The organism is Azospirillum sp. A29 (genome assembly GCF_042604625.1).
Classification (GTDB): Bacteria; Pseudomonadota; Alphaproteobacteria; order Azospirillales; family Azospirillaceae; genus Azospirillum; species Azospirillum palustre.
In genome coordinates this window covers 135,001-150,653 of sequence record NZ_CP170463.1, presented here as the reverse complement: position 1 = coordinate 150,653, position 15,653 = coordinate 135,001, and the positions used below count along the sequence as shown (strand labels likewise).

Genomic DNA, 15,653 nt, shown 5'->3' with positions numbered 1-15,653 from the left:
CCCATCAGCCGCGAAGCACCGACTTCGCGGAATGCCGTCTCTCGTCTTTTTCCATCCTGAGGAATTGTCCATGCTTCCCGCTCATCCTTCCCGCATCATCTCCGGCCGGCACAATCGCCAGCGCTCCGGTTCGCTGGCGACGCTGCTCCTGGTCGCCGCATCCTTCGGCCCCGCGGCGGCCGGAGCGGCCGAATCCGAACCGCCGGTCACGCTGAACCCTGTCACCGTCACCGGCCGGGCGGCGGACGCTGCCGCCGGGCTGGTGCTCGACCGGTCGAACACCGGCGGCAGCCGCCTCGGCCTGACGCCGCTGGAAACCCCGGCCAGCGTCGAGGTGATCGATGGCCGGACCATCCGCGACCGCGGCCAGACCAGCGTGACGGAGGCCGTCACCCAGAACGCCACCGGCTTCACCTCGCTGGCGGCTCCCGGCAACGGCGGATCGTCGCTGGCGACGCGCGGCTTCGCCGGCCACGGCTCGGTGATGCAGCTTTATGACGGGACGCGGCTCTATGTCGGGTCGGGCACCGTCACCTTCCCGTTCGACGCCTGGTCGGCCGAACGCATCGAGGTGCTGCGCGGTCCGGCCTCCGTCCTCTATGGCGAGGGCGCCATCGGCGGCGTGGTCAATGTGGTGCCCAAGCGCCCGACCACCGATCTCCGCAACGAGGCGACGGTCGCCATCGGCACCGACGGCACCCGGCGCGCCGCCTTCGGCAGCGGCGGTCCGGTTGGGGAAAAGCTGTCCTACCGGCTGGACGCCAGCGGCAACCGCTCCAACGGCTGGGTGGATCGCGGCGACACGAAGACTCTCGCGCTGTCCGGCGCGGTCAAGCTCCAGGCGACACCGGATCTCGCCGTCACCCTGTCCAACGACTATGGCGACCAGCAGCCGCAGGAGTATTTCGGAACACCGCTGATCGCGGGCAGCCTCGACCGCGCGCTGCGGCACCGCAACTTCAACGTGGCCGACAGCGACATCCGCTATCGCGACAACTGGACCCAGCTGAAGACCGAATGGGCAGTATCAGACGCGCTGACCCTGCGCAACACCGCCTACCACCTGACCAGCCGCCGCCACTGGAAGGATGTGGAGAGCTACGCCTGGAATGCCGCCACCCGGGGCATCCAGCGCAGCAGCTACATCGAGATCTACCACGACCAGCGGCAGGTCGGCGACCGCTTCGACGCGACCTGGCGCAACAGCGTCTTCGGCATGAAGAACGAGTTGGTCGGCGGCTTCGACCTGAACCGGATCGAATTCAAGCACACCAACAATTCGCCCTATGGCGGGTCCAGCACCGTCGATCCGTTCGACCCGGCACCCGGCCTGTTCCTCAACAGCGCCGGCACCTCCCCGCGCAGCCGGTCGCGCACCCGCCAATATTCCCTATTCGCCGAGGACCGGCTGGCGGTGACGCCGCAGCTGTCGCTGGTCGGCGGCATCCGCTACGACGCCCCCACCGTCGAGCGCTGGGATCTGGTGGCGGGAACCGCCTATACCAAGGACTTCCGGGCCACCAGCTGGCGGACCGGCGCGGTGTACGAGGTCGTTCCCGGTCTGGCCCTCTACGGCCAGTACGCCACCGCGGTCGACCCGGTCGGCAATCTGATCTCGCTGTCGCCGACGCAGAAGGACTTCGATCTGTCCACCGGCCGGCAGATCGAGATCGGCGTCAAGCAATCCTTCCTCGAAGGGCATGGCGAGTGGACGCTGGCCGCCTACCGCATCGTCAAGGACAAACTGCTGACCACCGACCCCAACCAGCCGGCGGTGACGGTGCAGGTCGGGCAGCAATCCTCGCGCGGGCTGGAGGCGTCCCTGTCGCTTGGCCTGTGGGAAGGCGTGCGGGTGGACATGAACGGCGCGCTGCTGCGGGCGAAATATGACGACTTCACCCAGACGGTGTCGGGCCGCGCCGTGTCCTACGCCGGCAACGTGCCGACCGGCGTGCCGGAGCGCACCGCCAATGTCTGGGCGAACTGGGCCTTCCTGCCGGGCTGGGAGGTGCGGGCCGGCGTGCAATATGTCGGCAAGACCTACGCCGACGCCGCCAACACCAGCATCCGGCCCTCCTACACGGTGGTCAATGCCGGGCTGGATTACCGGCCGACCGACAACACCAAGTTCAGCCTGCGCGCCTTCAACCTGTTCGACGAGGTCTATGCCGTGACCGGAAGCACCGGCAGCTGGGTGCTCGGCCGTCCGCGCTCGGCGGAGCTGGCCTTCTCGATGACCTTCTGACCCCTCGGCATTCCGCCCGGTCCGATCGCCGGAACCGGGCGTCCCCTGCCCGTCACACCCTGCGGTGCAGACCACGGGGCACGCACACGCGCATGCCGGCATCGCCGACCGGCAGCACATCCACCTCCGCACCATAGACCTCGCGCATCATCTCCGCGGTGATCACGTCCGCCGGCGGGCCGAAACGGGCGAGCCGGCCGTCGTGCAGCAGGGCCACGCTGTCGGCGACGGCGAAGGCATGCTCGGGATGGTGGGTGGAGAAGACGACCGCAAGACCTCCCTCGTCGGCCAGCCGGCGCACCTGCTCCAGCACCCGCAGCTGGTTGCCGAAATCGAGGCTGGCGGTCGGTTCGTCCAGCACCAGCACGCGCGGCGCCTGGGCCAGCGCCCGGGCGATCAGCGCCAGCTGCCGCTCGCCGCCGCTGATGCGCAGCCAGTCCCGCCCGGCCAGATGGGCGATCCCGAGACGGTCCAGCGCAGCCCCGGCGGCATCATGGTCGCCGGCGGACGGGGCGGCGAACGGGCCGCGGTGGGCGGTGCGGCCCATCAGAACCATCTCGCCGACGCTGAAGGGAAACTGCCCGGCGCCGGCCTGCGGCACATAGCCGAAGGCCAGCGCGCGGCGGCGCGGGTTCCAGCCGCCGACATCCTCGCCATCGACCAGGATGCGGCCGCCATGCGGGGGAAGCAGGCCGAGGATCGTCTTGAACAGCGTCGTCTTGCCGCCACCGTTGGGGCCGAGCAGACAGAGAACCTGCCCGGCCGCCACGGCGAACCCGACGGCGGCGCCGATGGTCCGCTCGCCATGGCCGAAGGCCAGATCCTCGACGGCAAGCCGTGCGCTCATGACCAGCCCCGGCGGCCGAAGGCCAGCAGCCAGAGGAACACCGGCGTGCCGATCACCGCGGTCAAGACCCCCAGCGGCAGCTCGACCCGGCCGATCCCGCGCGCCAGCGTGTCCACCGCCAGCAGATAGGCCGCCCCCAGCAGCACGGCGGTGGGCAGCAGGCGCACGAACGCCGGCCCGACCATCAGCCGGGCGAGATGCGGCACCAGCAGCCCCACCCAGCCGACGATGCCGGCGACGGAAACGGCGGCGGCGGTCATCAGCGTCGCTGCCGCGATGACCACGGCACGGACGATGCGCACCGACACGCCGAGCGAGGTGGCCTCCTCATCGCCCAGCGTCATCACATCCAGCCGCCAGCGCAGCAGCACCAGCGGAACCAGCGCCACCGCCACCGGCGGCGCCAGTGCGGCAAGATCGGCGCGGTTGACCGCCGACAGGCTGCCGAGCAGCCAGAAGGTGATGGCCGGCAGCTGGTTGTACGGATCGGCAAGATACTTGAGCAGGGCGACACCCGATCCCAGCAGGGCGCCGATGACCACCCCGCCCAGCACAAGGACCAGCACCGGATCCCGCCCGCGCACGACGGAGGCGAGCCCATAGACCGCCGCCACCGCCACCAGCCCCCCGGCGAAGGCAAGCCCCTGGATGGCGATCACCGGAAGCGAGGCGAAGATGCCGAGCGCCGCGCCCAGCGCTGCCCCGGACGAGACGCCCAATATGTCCGGCGAGACCAGCGGGTTGCGGAACAGCCCCTGATAGGCGGCCCCCGACGCGGCGAGCCCGGCGCCGATCAGCATGGCGGCGAGCACGCGCGGCCCGCGGATTTCCCAGATCACCGTCTCCACCGTGCGCGGGACATTCATCGAAGCTCCCGTCGCCTTCGCCCACAGGAGTGCCGCGATCTCGCCCGGCGACACGGGGAAGGCGCCGACATGGAAGGCGACGAATACAGCCGCCAGCAGCATGGCGGCAACACCCCCCAGCACCAGGGCGAAAGGCAGCTCACCCCGGCGGGCGCGAACCGGCGAGGAGGTCGTCGATCTGCCGGTCGTCCGGTGCTCGGTGGTAGAAGAGGGCATAGAAGCGTCGCGTCTCCTCACGCAGGTCTTCCGGGAAAAGGTCAGGGTACAACACCTTGCCGAGCCAGCGGAGACCGAGCAGCCGGTTGGCGGAGGGCGGTGAATCGACCCAAGTGAAGGGCAGTCCCGGCGACAGGTAGACACGCCGTTCGCGCACCGCCTTGACGCCCTGCCACAGCGGGTCGGTCCACACGCTGTCGTAAAAGCCGGGGTCGATGGTGACGATGGCATCGGGCTGCCACGCCAGCACCTGCTCCATGGAGACATTGACGATGCCGCCGTCGCCCAGCGCTTCGGCAGCGACGTTGCGCACCCCGGCGACGTCGAGCGCCTCGACATTGATCGAGCCGCGGATGCCGGTCTGCAACCCGCGCGGTCCCCGCGCCATATAGACCTTCAGCCGCCGGTCCGCGGGAATGCTCTCCATGCGCCGGCGCACCTCGGCCAGCGTTTCCTCGGCGTAGCGGGCCAGCCTTTCCCCATGCTCCGGTACGCCGAGCAGCCTGCCCACGGTCCGGAAGGTCCCGGCCGATTCTGCCAGCCGCCCGTCGATCAGCACGGTCGGCACGCCGGTCTGCTCCTGAACGCGATCCGCGAGCGACACGAAGGTCGGAGCCGTGCTGCCGATGTCGAGGACGATGTCCGGCCGGGCGCCGACGACCGCTTCCAGGTTGACGGTGTTGCCGCGCCCGGTCAGCCGCCCCAGTTCCGGTAGATCGGCGAATCCTTCCGGCAGGAACGGACGCTCCGGAGGACTGATGGCGCGGGTCCAGCCCAGCAGCTTGTCGGGCGCCAGCATGTAGACGATGACCGAGGCAGGCGGACCGGCGGGAAACACCCGCTCGACGCGGGGCGGCAGGGCGACCCGACGCCCGACCGAATCGACGACCGACTCCTCCGCCGCAGCAATGGGCTGGGCAACGGGCTGTGTGGCACAGACTCCAGGAAAGAGCCCGAAGCTCAGCCAAAGCACGGCAAGCCGGGGGCGAAATGGTTTGGCACGACCGGGCCGCATGATCGCTCCGGATGGTGGACATGTGTCGGCCCAAGACGATGGGGGCTCGTCGCCCCGTCGTCCATAGGCCAATGGAGTTGAGCGGCGGCGATGGGAGCGGTGGCGCTGCTCGTCTTCGGCCTCGTCAGCCGGTCGCTGGACCGCAGCGCGATGAAGGCGAGGCTGCACGACACCATGGTGGTGACCGGCGCGCTGTTCGCCCTGTTCGCCGGTGCCACCACCTTCACCCTGATGTTCCGCGACAGGCGGTGGTGCTGGGCGTGACGCTGGCAGTTCCATCCCTCATCCATGTAATAGACCCGCCGGACGACCCCAATGCCGCCCCGGCGCTGAGCGACGAGGACGCCAAGGACCAGTTCCGCTCCATGATCCCGGTGCCGCCGGACGACGATTGACGGGGCTGGGCCGCGTTCCGGATGCCCGGCTGCCTCTGCGGATTCAGAACGGTCCGATCACGCTGCACCCGCCGCCTTCTCGGACTGCGGTTTGCCGGGCACAGGCCGTTCATCGTGATCGGGTTCGGAATGGCCGATGACCCGGACGATGTCCGGCCAGCGGCTGCGCAGGTCGCGTTCCAGGGCGTCGATTGCATCGTGCACCGCCACCACGGTGGTGCCGGGCGCCACATGGCTGTGGAAGGTCACGACCAGACCGGCGGCGCTGCGGCGAACCCGCAGATTGTGGACGTCCCGCAACGGACCGGCCATCGGAAGGGATGCGGAGAGATGCGCCCCGATGGCCCGCAGCAGATCGGGTTCGGCGTCCACCCCGGTCAGGCCATTCTCCTGCAACGGCTCGATATGGCTTTTGACCTTGATGTCCGTGCCCAGATCCTCCCGGATCGAATCCTCCAGCCGCGAGGACAGCGCATGCGCCGCCTCGACCGGCAGCGACCCGTCGACCTCCAGGTCGAAACGACCGCAAGGCGTCCTTACGACCGGTCCGCCACAAACTTTATGGCCGCCGTCCAAATCGCCGCAACCGTCGCATACTGGTTATGAGTCCGGACCCTGGCCTTTACCGAACACGCGTTCTTCGTTGAGGAATGGACCAATACACCTCAATCAAATCAACCTCCGGCGAGTCCGGCGCGGTTCCCCCGTCACAGGCCGCTGAACCAGTTGTATCCCTGATCCTCCCAATAGCCGCCCGGGTTGTCGTTGGTCACAAAGATCTCGACGATGTGCTTGGGATTCTTGAAGCCGAGCTTGGTCGGCACCCGCAGCTTCAGCGGATAGCCGTATTCCGGCGGCAGCTCCGCCATCGTGAAATCCACCGTTCCGAAATCAAGGGTGAGCTGGGTTTGCGGGTGCAGGGCGGTCGGCATATCGAGGCTGGTGTAATAGCGGTCGGCGCATTTGAAGCCGACATATTTCGCGGTCGGATCGGCGCCGACCCGCTGCAGAAAGCTGCGGAAAGGCACGCCGCTCCACTGACCGATGGCGCTCCAACCCTCGATGCAGATGTGGCGGGTGATCTGGCTCTCCTGTGGCAGGCGCCGCAGGTCCTCCAGGCTCCAGGACCGGCGGTCGCCGACCAGACCGGAGACGGCCAGCCGGAAATCCGACCCGTCGATCTCCGGCACGCTGTCGATCGGGTAATAGGCGTTGAAGGGAAAGGGGGTGGTCAGGTCGGCCATGCCATAGGTGGGGGCCATCCGGTCGGGATCGAACAGCCAGGCCTGGACGCGGTCGTTCCAGCGCGACATCGCCCACAACATCCGGTCAACCGTGTCGCCGTCCTGAAGCGTGCAGCCCGACAGCAGGGCGACGGCGCCAAGCGACAGCGACGAACGCAGGAACAGCCGTCGCTCCAGCCGCCGCAGCCCGCTGCGGTGATCCGCCGGATCGATGCGCACGCCGTCGCGGCGCCCGGCCGCCGGCTCCTGTACTTTGCGATCATTCATCGTCTTTGCCCCCGACTGTTTTTCTACGCCGCCCGCGAGCACGCCCCAGGATCATCGGCGGCAGGGTCGCCGGAACGATCGCCACCATGACCACGTGGAGAAGAAGGAAGGCGAGGATGCCGGCCATGCCGAGAAAATGAACGACGCGCGCCGCGGCAAAGCCGCCGAACAGGGCGGTCAGGCCGGCGAACTGGACCGGCTTCCAGATGGCGAGGCCGGAAGCCACCATCAGGACGCCGGCGAGAAGAACCCCGATATAGAGGGCCTTCTGGATATTGTTGTAGCGGCCGGGCTCGTGCCGCAGCCGTAAGGCAAGGGCGAGCCGCAGATCGTGCAGCCCGTCGCCCAGCCGCAGCGGCGTAAGACGGCGGCGCAGATGCCCGCTCGCCAGCCCATAGGCGAGGTAGACCGCCCCGTTGGCGACCAGCAGCCACATCACCGCGAAATGCCAGACCGTCGAACCGCCGAGCCAGCCGCCGAGCGTCGCCCAGGCCGGAACCGGCCAGGGCAGGATCGGGTGGGCGTTGTGGATGCCCAGCCCGCTCATCACCATGCCGGCCATCGCCGGCACGTTGATCCAGTGGGTGGCCCGCAAGATCAACGGCTGTCTTGGCGGCGGATGATCGGACGGCGAAGGATCGGACATGTGGGGGGTGCCGGGCATCGCTCGCCGCTCACATCGGTGGGGTGATGCCATCCTTGCCGACGCTGACCGACAGGGCGGACAGCGTGCCGTCGTTGCCCTTGGCGGCCTGCACCACGACCTTGGCACCCGCCACGAACAGCGACGGGTCGGCCGGAACGATGTTGACGACCGGAACGTCCGGCGGAATGACCACTTTCTTCTCGCCATTCTGATACTTGACGGTGACGACCCGGCCATCGGTCCCGACAATGCTGCCGATGGCGCCGTTGGTCATCACGCTGTTCGGCTGCAAGTCCCAGGGGCGGGAGCCGTCGCCGGCGCCGCGCATCGCGGGCGGGAAGACGTGGACTTCCAGCGCCTTCAGCGTGCCGTCCGGCTGGGGTGCCGCCGCCGTGCCGATGTAGCTGTCGGGCTTGATCGCGTCGAGGCCGGTCAGTTCGATCGACGCGACGCGGGTGCCGGCGGTGACGGCCACCGGAACCTCCTTGCCGTCGCGCGTCCGGATTTCCAGCCGGTCGGCGGTCACGGCGGTGATGACGCCGCGCAACCGGGTCGTCATCTGCTGCTGGGGCTGCTGCTGGGCGGCGGCATCGCCGGTCACGGCGGTGAGCGTCAGTGTGACCATCATCACCGAGACGGCACCGGTCACGGCGCTTTTCCAAGGGGTCCGCATAACGTGTCTGTCCTCTCAAACCCTCGACGGATATGGGGGGCGAGGATAAAGGGGAAGGAGGCCAGCGGGATGACCCGATCATGACATTCTTGTCATGGCACGGTCAGTGCCGAGACCGCCGGATTCCGGCAAGATCGGCAAAACAGGGGGCGGGCGTGAGCATCCTCATCATCGAAGACGACGCCAAGACTGGGGATTATCTGAGAAAGGGCCTGCGCGAGCATGGCTACAACGTGGATCTGGCGCGCAACGGCGTGGACGGCCTCTATATGGCGCTCGACCAGGATTACGAGCTGGTCGTCCTCGACATCATGCTTCCCGGTCTCACCGGGTGGGACGTGATCCAGCAGCTCCGGGCCAAGCGCGACGTGCCGGTGATCGTCCTGTCGGCCCGTGACGAGGTGAGCGACCGCATCCGCGGCCTGCGGCTCGGCGCCGACGACTATCTGGTCAAGCCCTTCTCCTTCGTCGAGTTGGAACTGCGCATCCGCACCATCCTGCGGCGCGGTGCCGCGCGCGAGACGGAGGTCTTCGAGGTCGCCGACCTGCGGCTCGACCTGGTGCGCCGGCGGGTGACCCGCGGCGGTGTCGAGATCGCCCTGACCAACAAGGAATTCCTGCTGCTGCACCTGCTGTTGCGGCGTGAAGGCGAAGTGCTGACACGCACGCAGATCGCCTCGGAGGTCTGGGACATGAATTTCGACAGCGACACCAATGTCGTCGATGTCGCCGTCAAGCGGCTGCGCGCCAAGATCGACGGCCCCTTCGAACGCAAGCTGATCGCCACCATCCGCGGCGCCGGCTACAGCCTGCGGGCAGAACCATGACAGAGTCCGCCGCACCGCCACGCCGCCGCCGGCCCGGCATCTCGCTGACCGGCCTTTCACTGACCGTGCGCGCGGCGGTGCTCAGCGCGCTCATCCTCTGCTCGGTCACCGTGATGCTCGGGACCTATTTCTACCAGTCGGTGAAGTCGGCGATGGACCGCCGGGTGGAAATCCTTCTCGCCAGCCGGCTCGATCATTTCTCCCGGCTGATCCGTGAGATGTACACCGTGACAGAACTGCGGGACCGGCCGTTGCTGATCGCCAACATGCTGGGCGCCGAGCGCGATGTCCTGGTGTTCCGGGAAATCGACGGCACCGTGCTGACGGCGGTCAATCCCGATGGTCTGCCGCTGCCCACGCTCCCCCCTCCTGAAGCACCCTCCGGGGTGGCGGCCGGGATGGCGAACGCCGGGGAAAGCGGTTCCCTGCGCACGACCCTGCCCAATAGCGTGCCGATCGTCTGGGCCTGGGCGCAGACACAGGCGGTGGAGGATGGGCGACTCATCCAAATCCTCGGCGGGCATCCGATGGCCGGCGAACGGCAGATGCTCAACGCCTACCGGGCGCGCATCGTGGTCGCCACGCTGGTTGCCCTGCTGGTCGGGTCGGCGCTGGCCTTCGCAGCGCTCCGGCACGGGCTGCGGCCGGTACGCACCATGGCGGCTCGGGCGGCGGACATCGCCCCTGGCAAGCTCGACCTGCGCTTTGACGTCGCCACCGCGCCGGGAGAATTGCGCGCCCTGGCCGGAGCGATCAACGCGATGCTCGACCGGCTCGCCTCCGGTTACCGCCATCTGTCGCAATTCTCCGCCGACCTTGCCCACGAGATTCGCACGCCCCTGGGCATCCTGATCGGTCAGACCCAGGTGGCGCTGGCCCAGCCACGGACCATCGACGACTATCAGCAAATTCTGGAATCAAACCTGGAGGAGTTGGACCGGCTGCACCGGCTGAGCGAAAATCTGCTGTTCCTCGCCCGTGCCGACAATGCCAGCGCGCCGCTGGAACGCCAGGATCTGTCGCTGGCGATGGAACTCCGGAAAATCGCCGACTACTTCGAGGGACCGGCAGCGGAGCGTGGCATCCGCTTCGCGATCGAGGCGGCGGGGACGGTCTGCGCCAACCCCGACCTTTGCCGTCGCGCCATCAGCAATCTGGTGGTGAATGCCGTCCGCCATGGCGCCGGGGACGAGGTCGTGCGGCTGGTGGGGACGGTCGAGGAAAAGCACGCCCGCATCATTGTTGAGAACCGGGGAAGCTCTTTGAACGACGATGAGATGGGGCGCCTGTTCGACCGCTTTTACCGCGCCGATCCCGCACGCAGCGTCGCCACCGAGTCCCACGGGCTGGGATTGGCGATCGTCAAGACGATCATGGTCCGCCATGGCGGCCGGGCCGAGGCATCGCGCCCGCAGCCGGGACTTTTCCGGATATGCCTGACATTTCCGCAGTGAGCCGGTCGTCGTGGTGTTGGTGCGGTTCCGTCAGCCTTCGGGCCTGCTTGCCCGGCGCCGCGGGGCTGACGTAGAGGATCACCTCCACTCTGGAGGTGGCGCTGCCCACACTGCCACTCGAGCAGGACGACGGAGCGTTCGGATGGGACGGCCCACCGCTACCGCCGCTTCCGCTGCCGAGAATGGGGACGCGGTTTCAACGAGCGCACCGGCTCGGCGCTGAACCGCCTGCGGCTGCCTTCCGACGTCGTTTTTCTGATCGTGCTGTGGCGGCTCCGGTTCAAGCTGAGCCTGCGTGATCTGGCCGAGATCCTGCTCCGGCGCGGCTTGGTCTTCTCGCACGAGGCGGTGCGTGACCGGGAGACCGAACTGGCGCCGTTGCTCACCAATGCCCTCCGCCTGCGACGGACGGGCAAGATCGGCCACAGTTGGTACGTGGATGAGACGTATCCGAAGGTCGGCGGGCGCTGGCAGTACCTCTACCGCGCCATCGACAGCGACGGCAAGCTGGTCGACGTCTATCTCAGCGAAGCCCGCGACCAGGCTGCTGTCGAGGTGTTCTTCCGCTCGGCCATTGCGGTGATGAGCATCAGGCCAGCCATCTCTTCAAGGTGATCGCGAGCACGGTCTTAATTGAATCGGACAAGCTGATCCGCTCGCCCACCGACGCCTGAAAAGGCAGCGTTGAAGGGGGCATTGTCACGTTAACTTGGATTGGACACACGAAGAGGCCGAATGGCCGTAAGTCGGCGGTTTCACGGACAGTCAAAACAACAGAATGGGCGCCAGCTGGAACACCGATCAGCAGCGCGTTTTCGTAGACTCTATGCCAAAGGGTCAATGACGATAGGAAAGCGGTGCTCTGTCGCGCGTTGCGTTACATTTCGGTGGTCATGTGTTCCGGTCGGAATCGATGTCCACAGAATTACCTCTCTCTACTGATCCTCCACCCCATCCCGGCGCCGTGCTGGGTAACCACGTGTTGCGGAAGCTTCGGCTGACGGTGACCCAGGCCGCTCAGGAGCTGGCGATTGCCCGCCAGACACTCCACCGCGTACTCGCAGGTACCGCCGCTGTCACGCCCGAGATGGCTGCCCGGCTGGCCCGGCTCTGCGGCAGATCCACCCATTTCTGGCTCGACGTTCAACTGGCGCATGACCTGTGGCATGCGCAGCGTGCCCTTGCCGAAACCTTGGACCGCATTCCGGCGCATGCACTGCCCGACACCCTCAAGACGGATATCCTTGCCCACCATGCCCGCTCCCGCTGAACTGCCGCCCAAGGCGAGAACCGGTGTTACCGGTCTTGACGACATCCTCGCCGGCGGTCTTGCCCGTGACCGTGTCTTCCTGCTCGAGGGAAGCCCCGGTACCGGCAAGACCACCATTGCCCTGCAGTTCCTGCTGGACGGCGCAGCGGCCGGTGAAACCGGGCTCTACATCACCCTGTCGGAAACCGAAGGTGAACTTCGCGACGCTGCAGCCGCCCATAATTGGACGCTCAACGAGGCGATCACGGTGTTCGAACTGGTTCCGCCGGAGAGCCTGCTCGACGAGGCGCACCAGCAAAGTCTGCTTTACTCCTCCGATCTCGAGCTCGGCGAGACGACCAAGCTGATGTTCGAGGCGATCGGGCGCAGCAAGCCGATGCGGATCGTTCTCGACAGCCTGTCGGAGATCCGGCTGCTGGCGCAAAGCTCGTTGCGATATCGGCGCCAGATCCTCGCCCTCAAACATTATTTCGCCCGGCACGGCGCCACCGTGCTGCTGCTCGACGATCTGACCACCGACACGATGGACAAAACGGTCCACAGCATCGCGCACGGCGTGATCCGTCTGGAGATGCTGACGCCGGCCTACGGCGCGGAGCGGCGGCGCTTGCGGGTGCTGAAATACCGTGGGCAGGCCTATCGCGGCGGCTACCACGACTGCACGATCACCACCGGTGGCTTCCAGGTGTTCCCCCGGCTGATCGCCGCCGAACATCGAACCGGTTTTTCGGGGGAACGTTTGGTCAGCGGCATCGCCGAACTCGATACGCTGCTGGGCGGCGGCATGGAGCGTGGATCGAGCACCCTGATCATCGGCCCGGCCGGTACCGGAAAGTCGCTGCTGGCACTTCAGTTCACGGTGGCCGCCGTCGCACGGGGGGAGCGGGCGGCGTTGTTCGTGTTCGACGAGGAGCTTGGCCTGCTGTTCGCCCGGACCAGGGCGATGGGCTTCGATCTCGAAGCCATGCGGGATAGCGGTAGTCTGATCATCGAGCAGGTGGATGCGGCGGAATTGGCGCCTGGCGAGTTCACCCATCGGGTTCGCGCCTGCGTCGACGATCACCAGATCCGCACCGTGGTGATCGACAGCCTCAACGGCTATCAGGCGGCTATGCCGGAAGAGCAGCTTCTGGTCCTGCATCTTCATGAATTGCTCCTGTACCTGAACCGCCAGGGCGTGACGACCTTCCTCACCATCGCGCAGCATGGCCTGATCGGTGACATGCAGGCGCCGGTCGACGTCACCTATCTGGCCGATACCGTCGTGCTGCTGCGCTATTTCGAGGCGCTGGGCCGTGTCCGGCGGGCGATCTCGGTGATCAAGAAGCGCGCCGGCCCGCACGAGGACACGATCCGCGAGTACCGGGTCAACGGCAGCGGCATCAGCCTGGGGCCGCCGCTGGATGCGTTCCAGGGGGTGCTGCGCGGCGTGCCAATCTATGTCGGCCAAGGCGGACCTCTGATGCAGGACGATCCGGCTTGAGCGAATCCGCCATCATGGAGCGCGCGCTGATCCTGGCGCCGCGTGGACGTGATGCCACCGTTGCTTCGGCCTTGCTGGGCGAGGTCGGGATCGCCGCGCACGCCTGTCCCGACCTGCCGGCACTTTGCACGGCGCTGGGAGATGGAGCCGGTCTGCTCATCCTGGCGGAGGAGGCGGTGCGCACCGCCGATCTCCAGGGTCTCGTCGCCTGGATCGGTGCGCAGCCGCCATGGTCGGACCTTCCCGTCATCCTGCTCACACTGCGGGGCGACGGTGCCGAGCGCACGCCGGAGGCCGCGCGCCTGACCGAACTGCTTGGCAACGTCACCTTCGTGGAGCGCCCCTTCCACCCGACTACCATGATCAGCGTCGTGCGGACCTGCCTGCGCGGCCGGCGCCGGCAATACGAGGCGAGGGCGAGGCTGGTGGAGCGCGAGCGTCTGCTGGCGGATCTCGCCGACGAACGGGCACGCTTCGAAACACTGGTGGAGCACCTGCCGGTGGGGGTGAACCTAATGGACCGCAACGGCCGGACCTTGTTGTCCAATCCGGCCTTCCGGAGCTTTCTTCCGAACGATGTCATTCCCTCCCGGCAGCCGGAAGGTGAGGAGAGTTGGATTGCCTACGACGCGAATGGCCACCGTCTGTCAGGCGATCGCTATCCCGGAGCGTGTGCACTGCGCGGCGAGACCGTCACCGGCATCGAGTTCATCCATCGTCCCGCCGGCGGTCAGCCGGTCTGGACCCGTGTCAGCGGCCTGCCTGTGCGGGATTCTACCGGCAAGGCAGCCGGAGCGCTCGCCGTCATTGTCGACATCACCGACCAGAAGGCGGCGCAGGAGGCGCTTCGGCGGCTTACGGAGACGCTGGAATCCAAGGTGCAGGAACGCACCCGCGAATTGAAGGCGACGCTGGACCAGCTTCGCGACGAGATCCGCGACCGCGAACGCGCCGAAGAGCAACTGCGCCAGACGCAGAAGCTGGAGACGCTCGGCCAGCTCACCGGCGGTGTGGCACACGACTTCAACAATCTGCTGATGGCGGTGCTCGGCAATCTGGAATTGCTGCGCAAACGCCTGCCCGCCGATCCGACGACGGAACGCCTGTTCGATGGCGCCATGCAGGGGGCCCAACGCGGAGCGACACTGACCCAAAGGCTTCTGGCTTTCGCCCGTCGCCAGGATCTGCAGCCGCAGGCAGTGGACCTTGCCGGGCTGCTGGCCGGCATGAAAACGCTGTTGGAGCGTTCGGTCGGCCCACGCGTCGTCATCCGCATCGACGCCCCCCCTGCGACGGCGCCGGCGCTGATCGATCCCAACCAGCTCGAACTGGCGATCCTGAATCTTGCCGTGAATGCCCGCGATGCCATGCCCGACGGCGGCACGCTCACCGTGACCGTGGACGAGGCGCCAGCCCCCGTCACTTCGGGACTGCCGCCGGGCTTCTATCCGCACGTGAGCGTGCGGGACACCGGCACCGGGATGGATGAGGAAACGCTGGCGCGGGCGATCGAGCCGTTCTTCTCGACCAAGGGCATCGGCAAAGGCACCGGGCTGGGGTTGTCGATGGTCCATGGTCTGGCGGTGCAGTCCGGCGGCGCGTTCCGGCTGTCGAGCGTTCCAGGCCAGGGGGCGCTGGTGGAGCTGTGGTTGCCAAAGGCGACGACACCGGCCCAGGCGGCCGAGTTGCCGACGACCACGGTGGCCGACGTGTCTCCCGCCGTTGTCCTCGTGGTCGACGATGACGCGCTGATTGCCATGAGCACTGTCGATATGCTGGCCGACCTTGGGCACACAGTCATCGAAGCGAGTTCGGGGAGCGAAGCCCTGGAACTTCTGCGCAGCGTCCAGGCGGTCGATTTGCTGCTGACGGACTATGCGATGCCAGGGATGACTGGTGTTGAGCTTGCGGAGGCGGCCCGTATCATGGTCCCGGACCTGCCGGTGTTGCTGGCGACGGGGTACGCCGACCTGCCGGAGGGCGTCATCGCCGACCTGCCGCGTCTTGCCAAGCCGTATACTCAGAATCAGCTAGCCGTCGCGACAGCCAAGCTGTTGGCCGGGAGGGCAGGAACTTCGGCATCTGCCGAGCGGAGCGATGGTCTTCACTCTGGTTAGATGTTTAGTCCCGGCATTTGATGGTGCATCCTACGTGCAGGACTTGAGGGATGCACTATGGGCCAAGTACTCCATGGGAGCGCCACGA

Annotated in this window: 16 protein-coding genes; 9 read left to right on the top strand and 7 right to left on the bottom strand. The window is 67.2% G+C overall.

Annotation, left to right across the window (positions count from 1 at the left end):
• The first annotated feature begins 70 nt into the window (after positions 1 to 70).
• Positions 71 to 2,245, top strand: coding sequence for a TonB-dependent receptor (locus ABNQ38_RS09280; RefSeq protein ID WP_377807187.1), 2,175 nt, complete (start codon positions 71 to 73; stop codon positions 2,243 to 2,245).
• Positions 2,246 to 2,297: 52 nt separating this feature from the next.
• On the opposite strand, the gene ABNQ38_RS09275 is transcribed toward ABNQ38_RS09280, so the two are convergent.
• The 3 genes from ABNQ38_RS09275 to ABNQ38_RS09265 are packed head-to-tail and all read right to left on the bottom strand — an operon-like array spanning position 2,298 to position 5,189.
• Positions 2,298 to 3,092 carry an ABC transporter ATP-binding protein gene (locus ABNQ38_RS09275; RefSeq protein ID WP_377807186.1) on the bottom strand — a complete coding sequence of 265 codons (795 nt, stop codon included), beginning with the start codon at positions 3,090 to 3,092 and terminating at the stop codon, positions 2,298 to 2,300.
• Positions 3,089 to 4,174: a FecCD family ABC transporter permease gene (locus tag ABNQ38_RS09270; protein WP_377807185.1), complete on the bottom strand. Its 1,086-nt coding sequence runs from the start codon at positions 4,172 to 4,174 to the stop codon at positions 3,089 to 3,091. The genes ABNQ38_RS09275 and ABNQ38_RS09270 overlap by 4 nt, the downstream gene beginning before the upstream one ends.
• Positions 4,098 to 5,189, bottom strand: coding sequence for an iron ABC transporter substrate-binding protein (locus tag ABNQ38_RS09265; RefSeq protein ID WP_377807183.1), 1,092 nt, complete (start codon positions 5,187 to 5,189; stop codon positions 4,098 to 4,100). The genes ABNQ38_RS09270 and ABNQ38_RS09265 overlap by 77 nt, the downstream gene beginning before the upstream one ends.
• Positions 5,190 to 5,288: 99 nt before the next feature.
• Between ABNQ38_RS09265 and ABNQ38_RS09260 the strand changes: the two genes are divergently transcribed.
• Positions 5,289 to 5,453: a hypothetical protein gene (locus ABNQ38_RS09260; protein ID WP_377807182.1), complete on the top strand. Its 165-nt coding sequence runs from the start codon at positions 5,289 to 5,291 to the stop codon at positions 5,451 to 5,453.
• Positions 5,450 to 5,584, top strand: a complete 135-nt coding sequence (locus ABNQ38_RS09255) for a hypothetical protein (RefSeq protein WP_377807181.1) — start codon at positions 5,450 to 5,452, stop codon at positions 5,582 to 5,584. Before ABNQ38_RS09260 ends, ABNQ38_RS09255 begins: the two co-directional genes overlap by 4 nt.
• A 57-nt stretch (positions 5,585 to 5,641) precedes the next feature.
• Here the strand turns inward: ABNQ38_RS09255 and ABNQ38_RS09250 are convergent, their stop codons facing one another.
• The 4 genes from ABNQ38_RS09250 to ABNQ38_RS09235 all read right to left on the bottom strand — a co-directional run bounded on the left by ABNQ38_RS09250 (position 5,642) and on the right by ABNQ38_RS09235 (position 8,390).
• Positions 5,642 to 6,097: a cation transporter dimerization domain-containing protein gene (locus ABNQ38_RS09250; protein WP_377807408.1), complete on the bottom strand. Its 456-nt coding sequence runs from the start codon at positions 6,095 to 6,097 to the stop codon at positions 5,642 to 5,644.
• A gap of 194 nt (positions 6,098 to 6,291) precedes the next feature.
• Entirely contained in the window at positions 6,292 to 7,095 is an 804-nt protein-coding gene (locus tag ABNQ38_RS09245; RefSeq protein WP_377807179.1) for a molybdopterin-dependent oxidoreductase, read from the bottom strand.
• Positions 7,088 to 7,741, bottom strand: a complete 654-nt coding sequence (locus tag ABNQ38_RS09240; protein ID WP_377807407.1) for a cytochrome b/b6 domain-containing protein — start codon at positions 7,739 to 7,741, stop codon at positions 7,088 to 7,090. The genes ABNQ38_RS09245 and ABNQ38_RS09240 overlap by 8 nt, the downstream gene beginning before the upstream one ends.
• Positions 7,742 to 7,769: 28 nt before the next feature.
• The gene (locus ABNQ38_RS09235) at positions 7,770 to 8,390 is read right to left on the bottom strand and encodes a hypothetical protein (protein WP_377807178.1); all 621 of its coding nucleotides are present in this window, start codon (positions 8,388 to 8,390) and stop codon (positions 7,770 to 7,772) included.
• Positions 8,391 to 8,569: 179 nt separating this feature from the next.
• Between ABNQ38_RS09235 and ABNQ38_RS09230 the strand changes: the two genes are divergently transcribed.
• The 6 genes from ABNQ38_RS09230 to ABNQ38_RS09205 all read left to right on the top strand — a co-directional run bounded on the left by ABNQ38_RS09230 (position 8,570) and on the right by ABNQ38_RS09205 (position 15,565).
• On the top strand, positions 8,570 to 9,241 hold the full coding sequence (locus tag ABNQ38_RS09230) for a heavy metal response regulator transcription factor (protein ID WP_377807177.1): 672 nt from the start codon (positions 8,570 to 8,572) through the stop codon (positions 9,239 to 9,241).
• Positions 9,238 to 10,695, top strand: coding sequence for a heavy metal sensor histidine kinase (locus ABNQ38_RS09225; protein ID WP_377807176.1), 1,458 nt, complete (start codon positions 9,238 to 9,240; stop codon positions 10,693 to 10,695). The genes ABNQ38_RS09230 and ABNQ38_RS09225 overlap by 4 nt, the downstream gene beginning before the upstream one ends.
• A 261-nt stretch (positions 10,696 to 10,956) precedes the next feature.
• Positions 10,957 to 11,310 carry a DDE-type integrase/transposase/recombinase gene (locus ABNQ38_RS09220; RefSeq protein WP_377807175.1) on the top strand — a complete coding sequence of 118 codons (354 nt, stop codon included), beginning with the start codon at positions 10,957 to 10,959 and terminating at the stop codon, positions 11,308 to 11,310.
• 298 nt (positions 11,311 to 11,608) lie between these two features.
• The gene (locus ABNQ38_RS09215) at positions 11,609 to 11,965 is read left to right on the top strand and encodes a HigA family addiction module antitoxin (RefSeq protein WP_377807174.1); all 357 of its coding nucleotides are present in this window, start codon (positions 11,609 to 11,611) and stop codon (positions 11,963 to 11,965) included.
• Complete coding sequence (locus ABNQ38_RS09210) at positions 11,949 to 13,448, top strand: ATPase domain-containing protein (RefSeq protein ID WP_377807173.1); 1,500 nt, start codon at positions 11,949 to 11,951, stop codon at positions 13,446 to 13,448. Before ABNQ38_RS09215 ends, ABNQ38_RS09210 begins: the two co-directional genes overlap by 17 nt.
• The gene (locus ABNQ38_RS09205; RefSeq protein WP_377807172.1) at positions 13,445 to 15,565 is read left to right on the top strand and encodes an ATP-binding protein; all 2,121 of its coding nucleotides are present in this window, start codon (positions 13,445 to 13,447) and stop codon (positions 15,563 to 15,565) included. Before ABNQ38_RS09210 ends, ABNQ38_RS09205 begins: the two co-directional genes overlap by 4 nt.
• Positions 15,566 to 15,653: the final 88 nt, after the last annotated feature.

Bases quoted from the DNA above. Each gene is read 5' to 3' on its own strand.
- ABNQ38_RS09270 (WP_377807185.1), bottom strand. From the start codon at position 4,174: ATGCCCTCTTCTACCACCGAGCACCGGACGACCGGCAGATCGACGACC.
- ABNQ38_RS09275 (WP_377807186.1), bottom strand. From the start codon at position 3,092: ATGAGCGCACGGCTTGCCGTCGAGGATCTGGCCTTCGGCCATGGCGAG.
- ABNQ38_RS09225 (WP_377807176.1), top strand. From the start codon at position 9,238: ATGACAGAGTCCGCCGCACCGCCACGCCGCCGCCGGCCCGGCATCTCG.
- ABNQ38_RS09210 (WP_377807173.1), top strand. From the start codon at position 11,949: ATGCCCGCTCCCGCTGAACTGCCGCCCAAGGCGAGAACCGGTGTTACC.
- ABNQ38_RS09215 (WP_377807174.1), top strand. From the start codon at position 11,609: ATGTCCACAGAATTACCTCTCTCTACTGATCCTCCACCCCATCCCGGC.
- ABNQ38_RS09280 (WP_377807187.1), top strand. From the start codon at position 71: ATGCTTCCCGCTCATCCTTCCCGCATCATCTCCGGCCGGCACAATCGC.
- ABNQ38_RS09265 (WP_377807183.1), bottom strand. From the start codon at position 5,189: ATGCGGCCCGGTCGTGCCAAACCATTTCGCCCCCGGCTTGCCGTGCTT.
- ABNQ38_RS09245 (WP_377807179.1), bottom strand. From the start codon at position 7,095: ATGAATGATCGCAAAGTACAGGAGCCGGCGGCCGGGCGCCGCGACGGC.
- ABNQ38_RS09240 (WP_377807407.1), bottom strand. From the start codon at position 7,741: ATGTCCGATCCTTCGCCGTCCGATCATCCGCCGCCAAGACAGCCGTTG.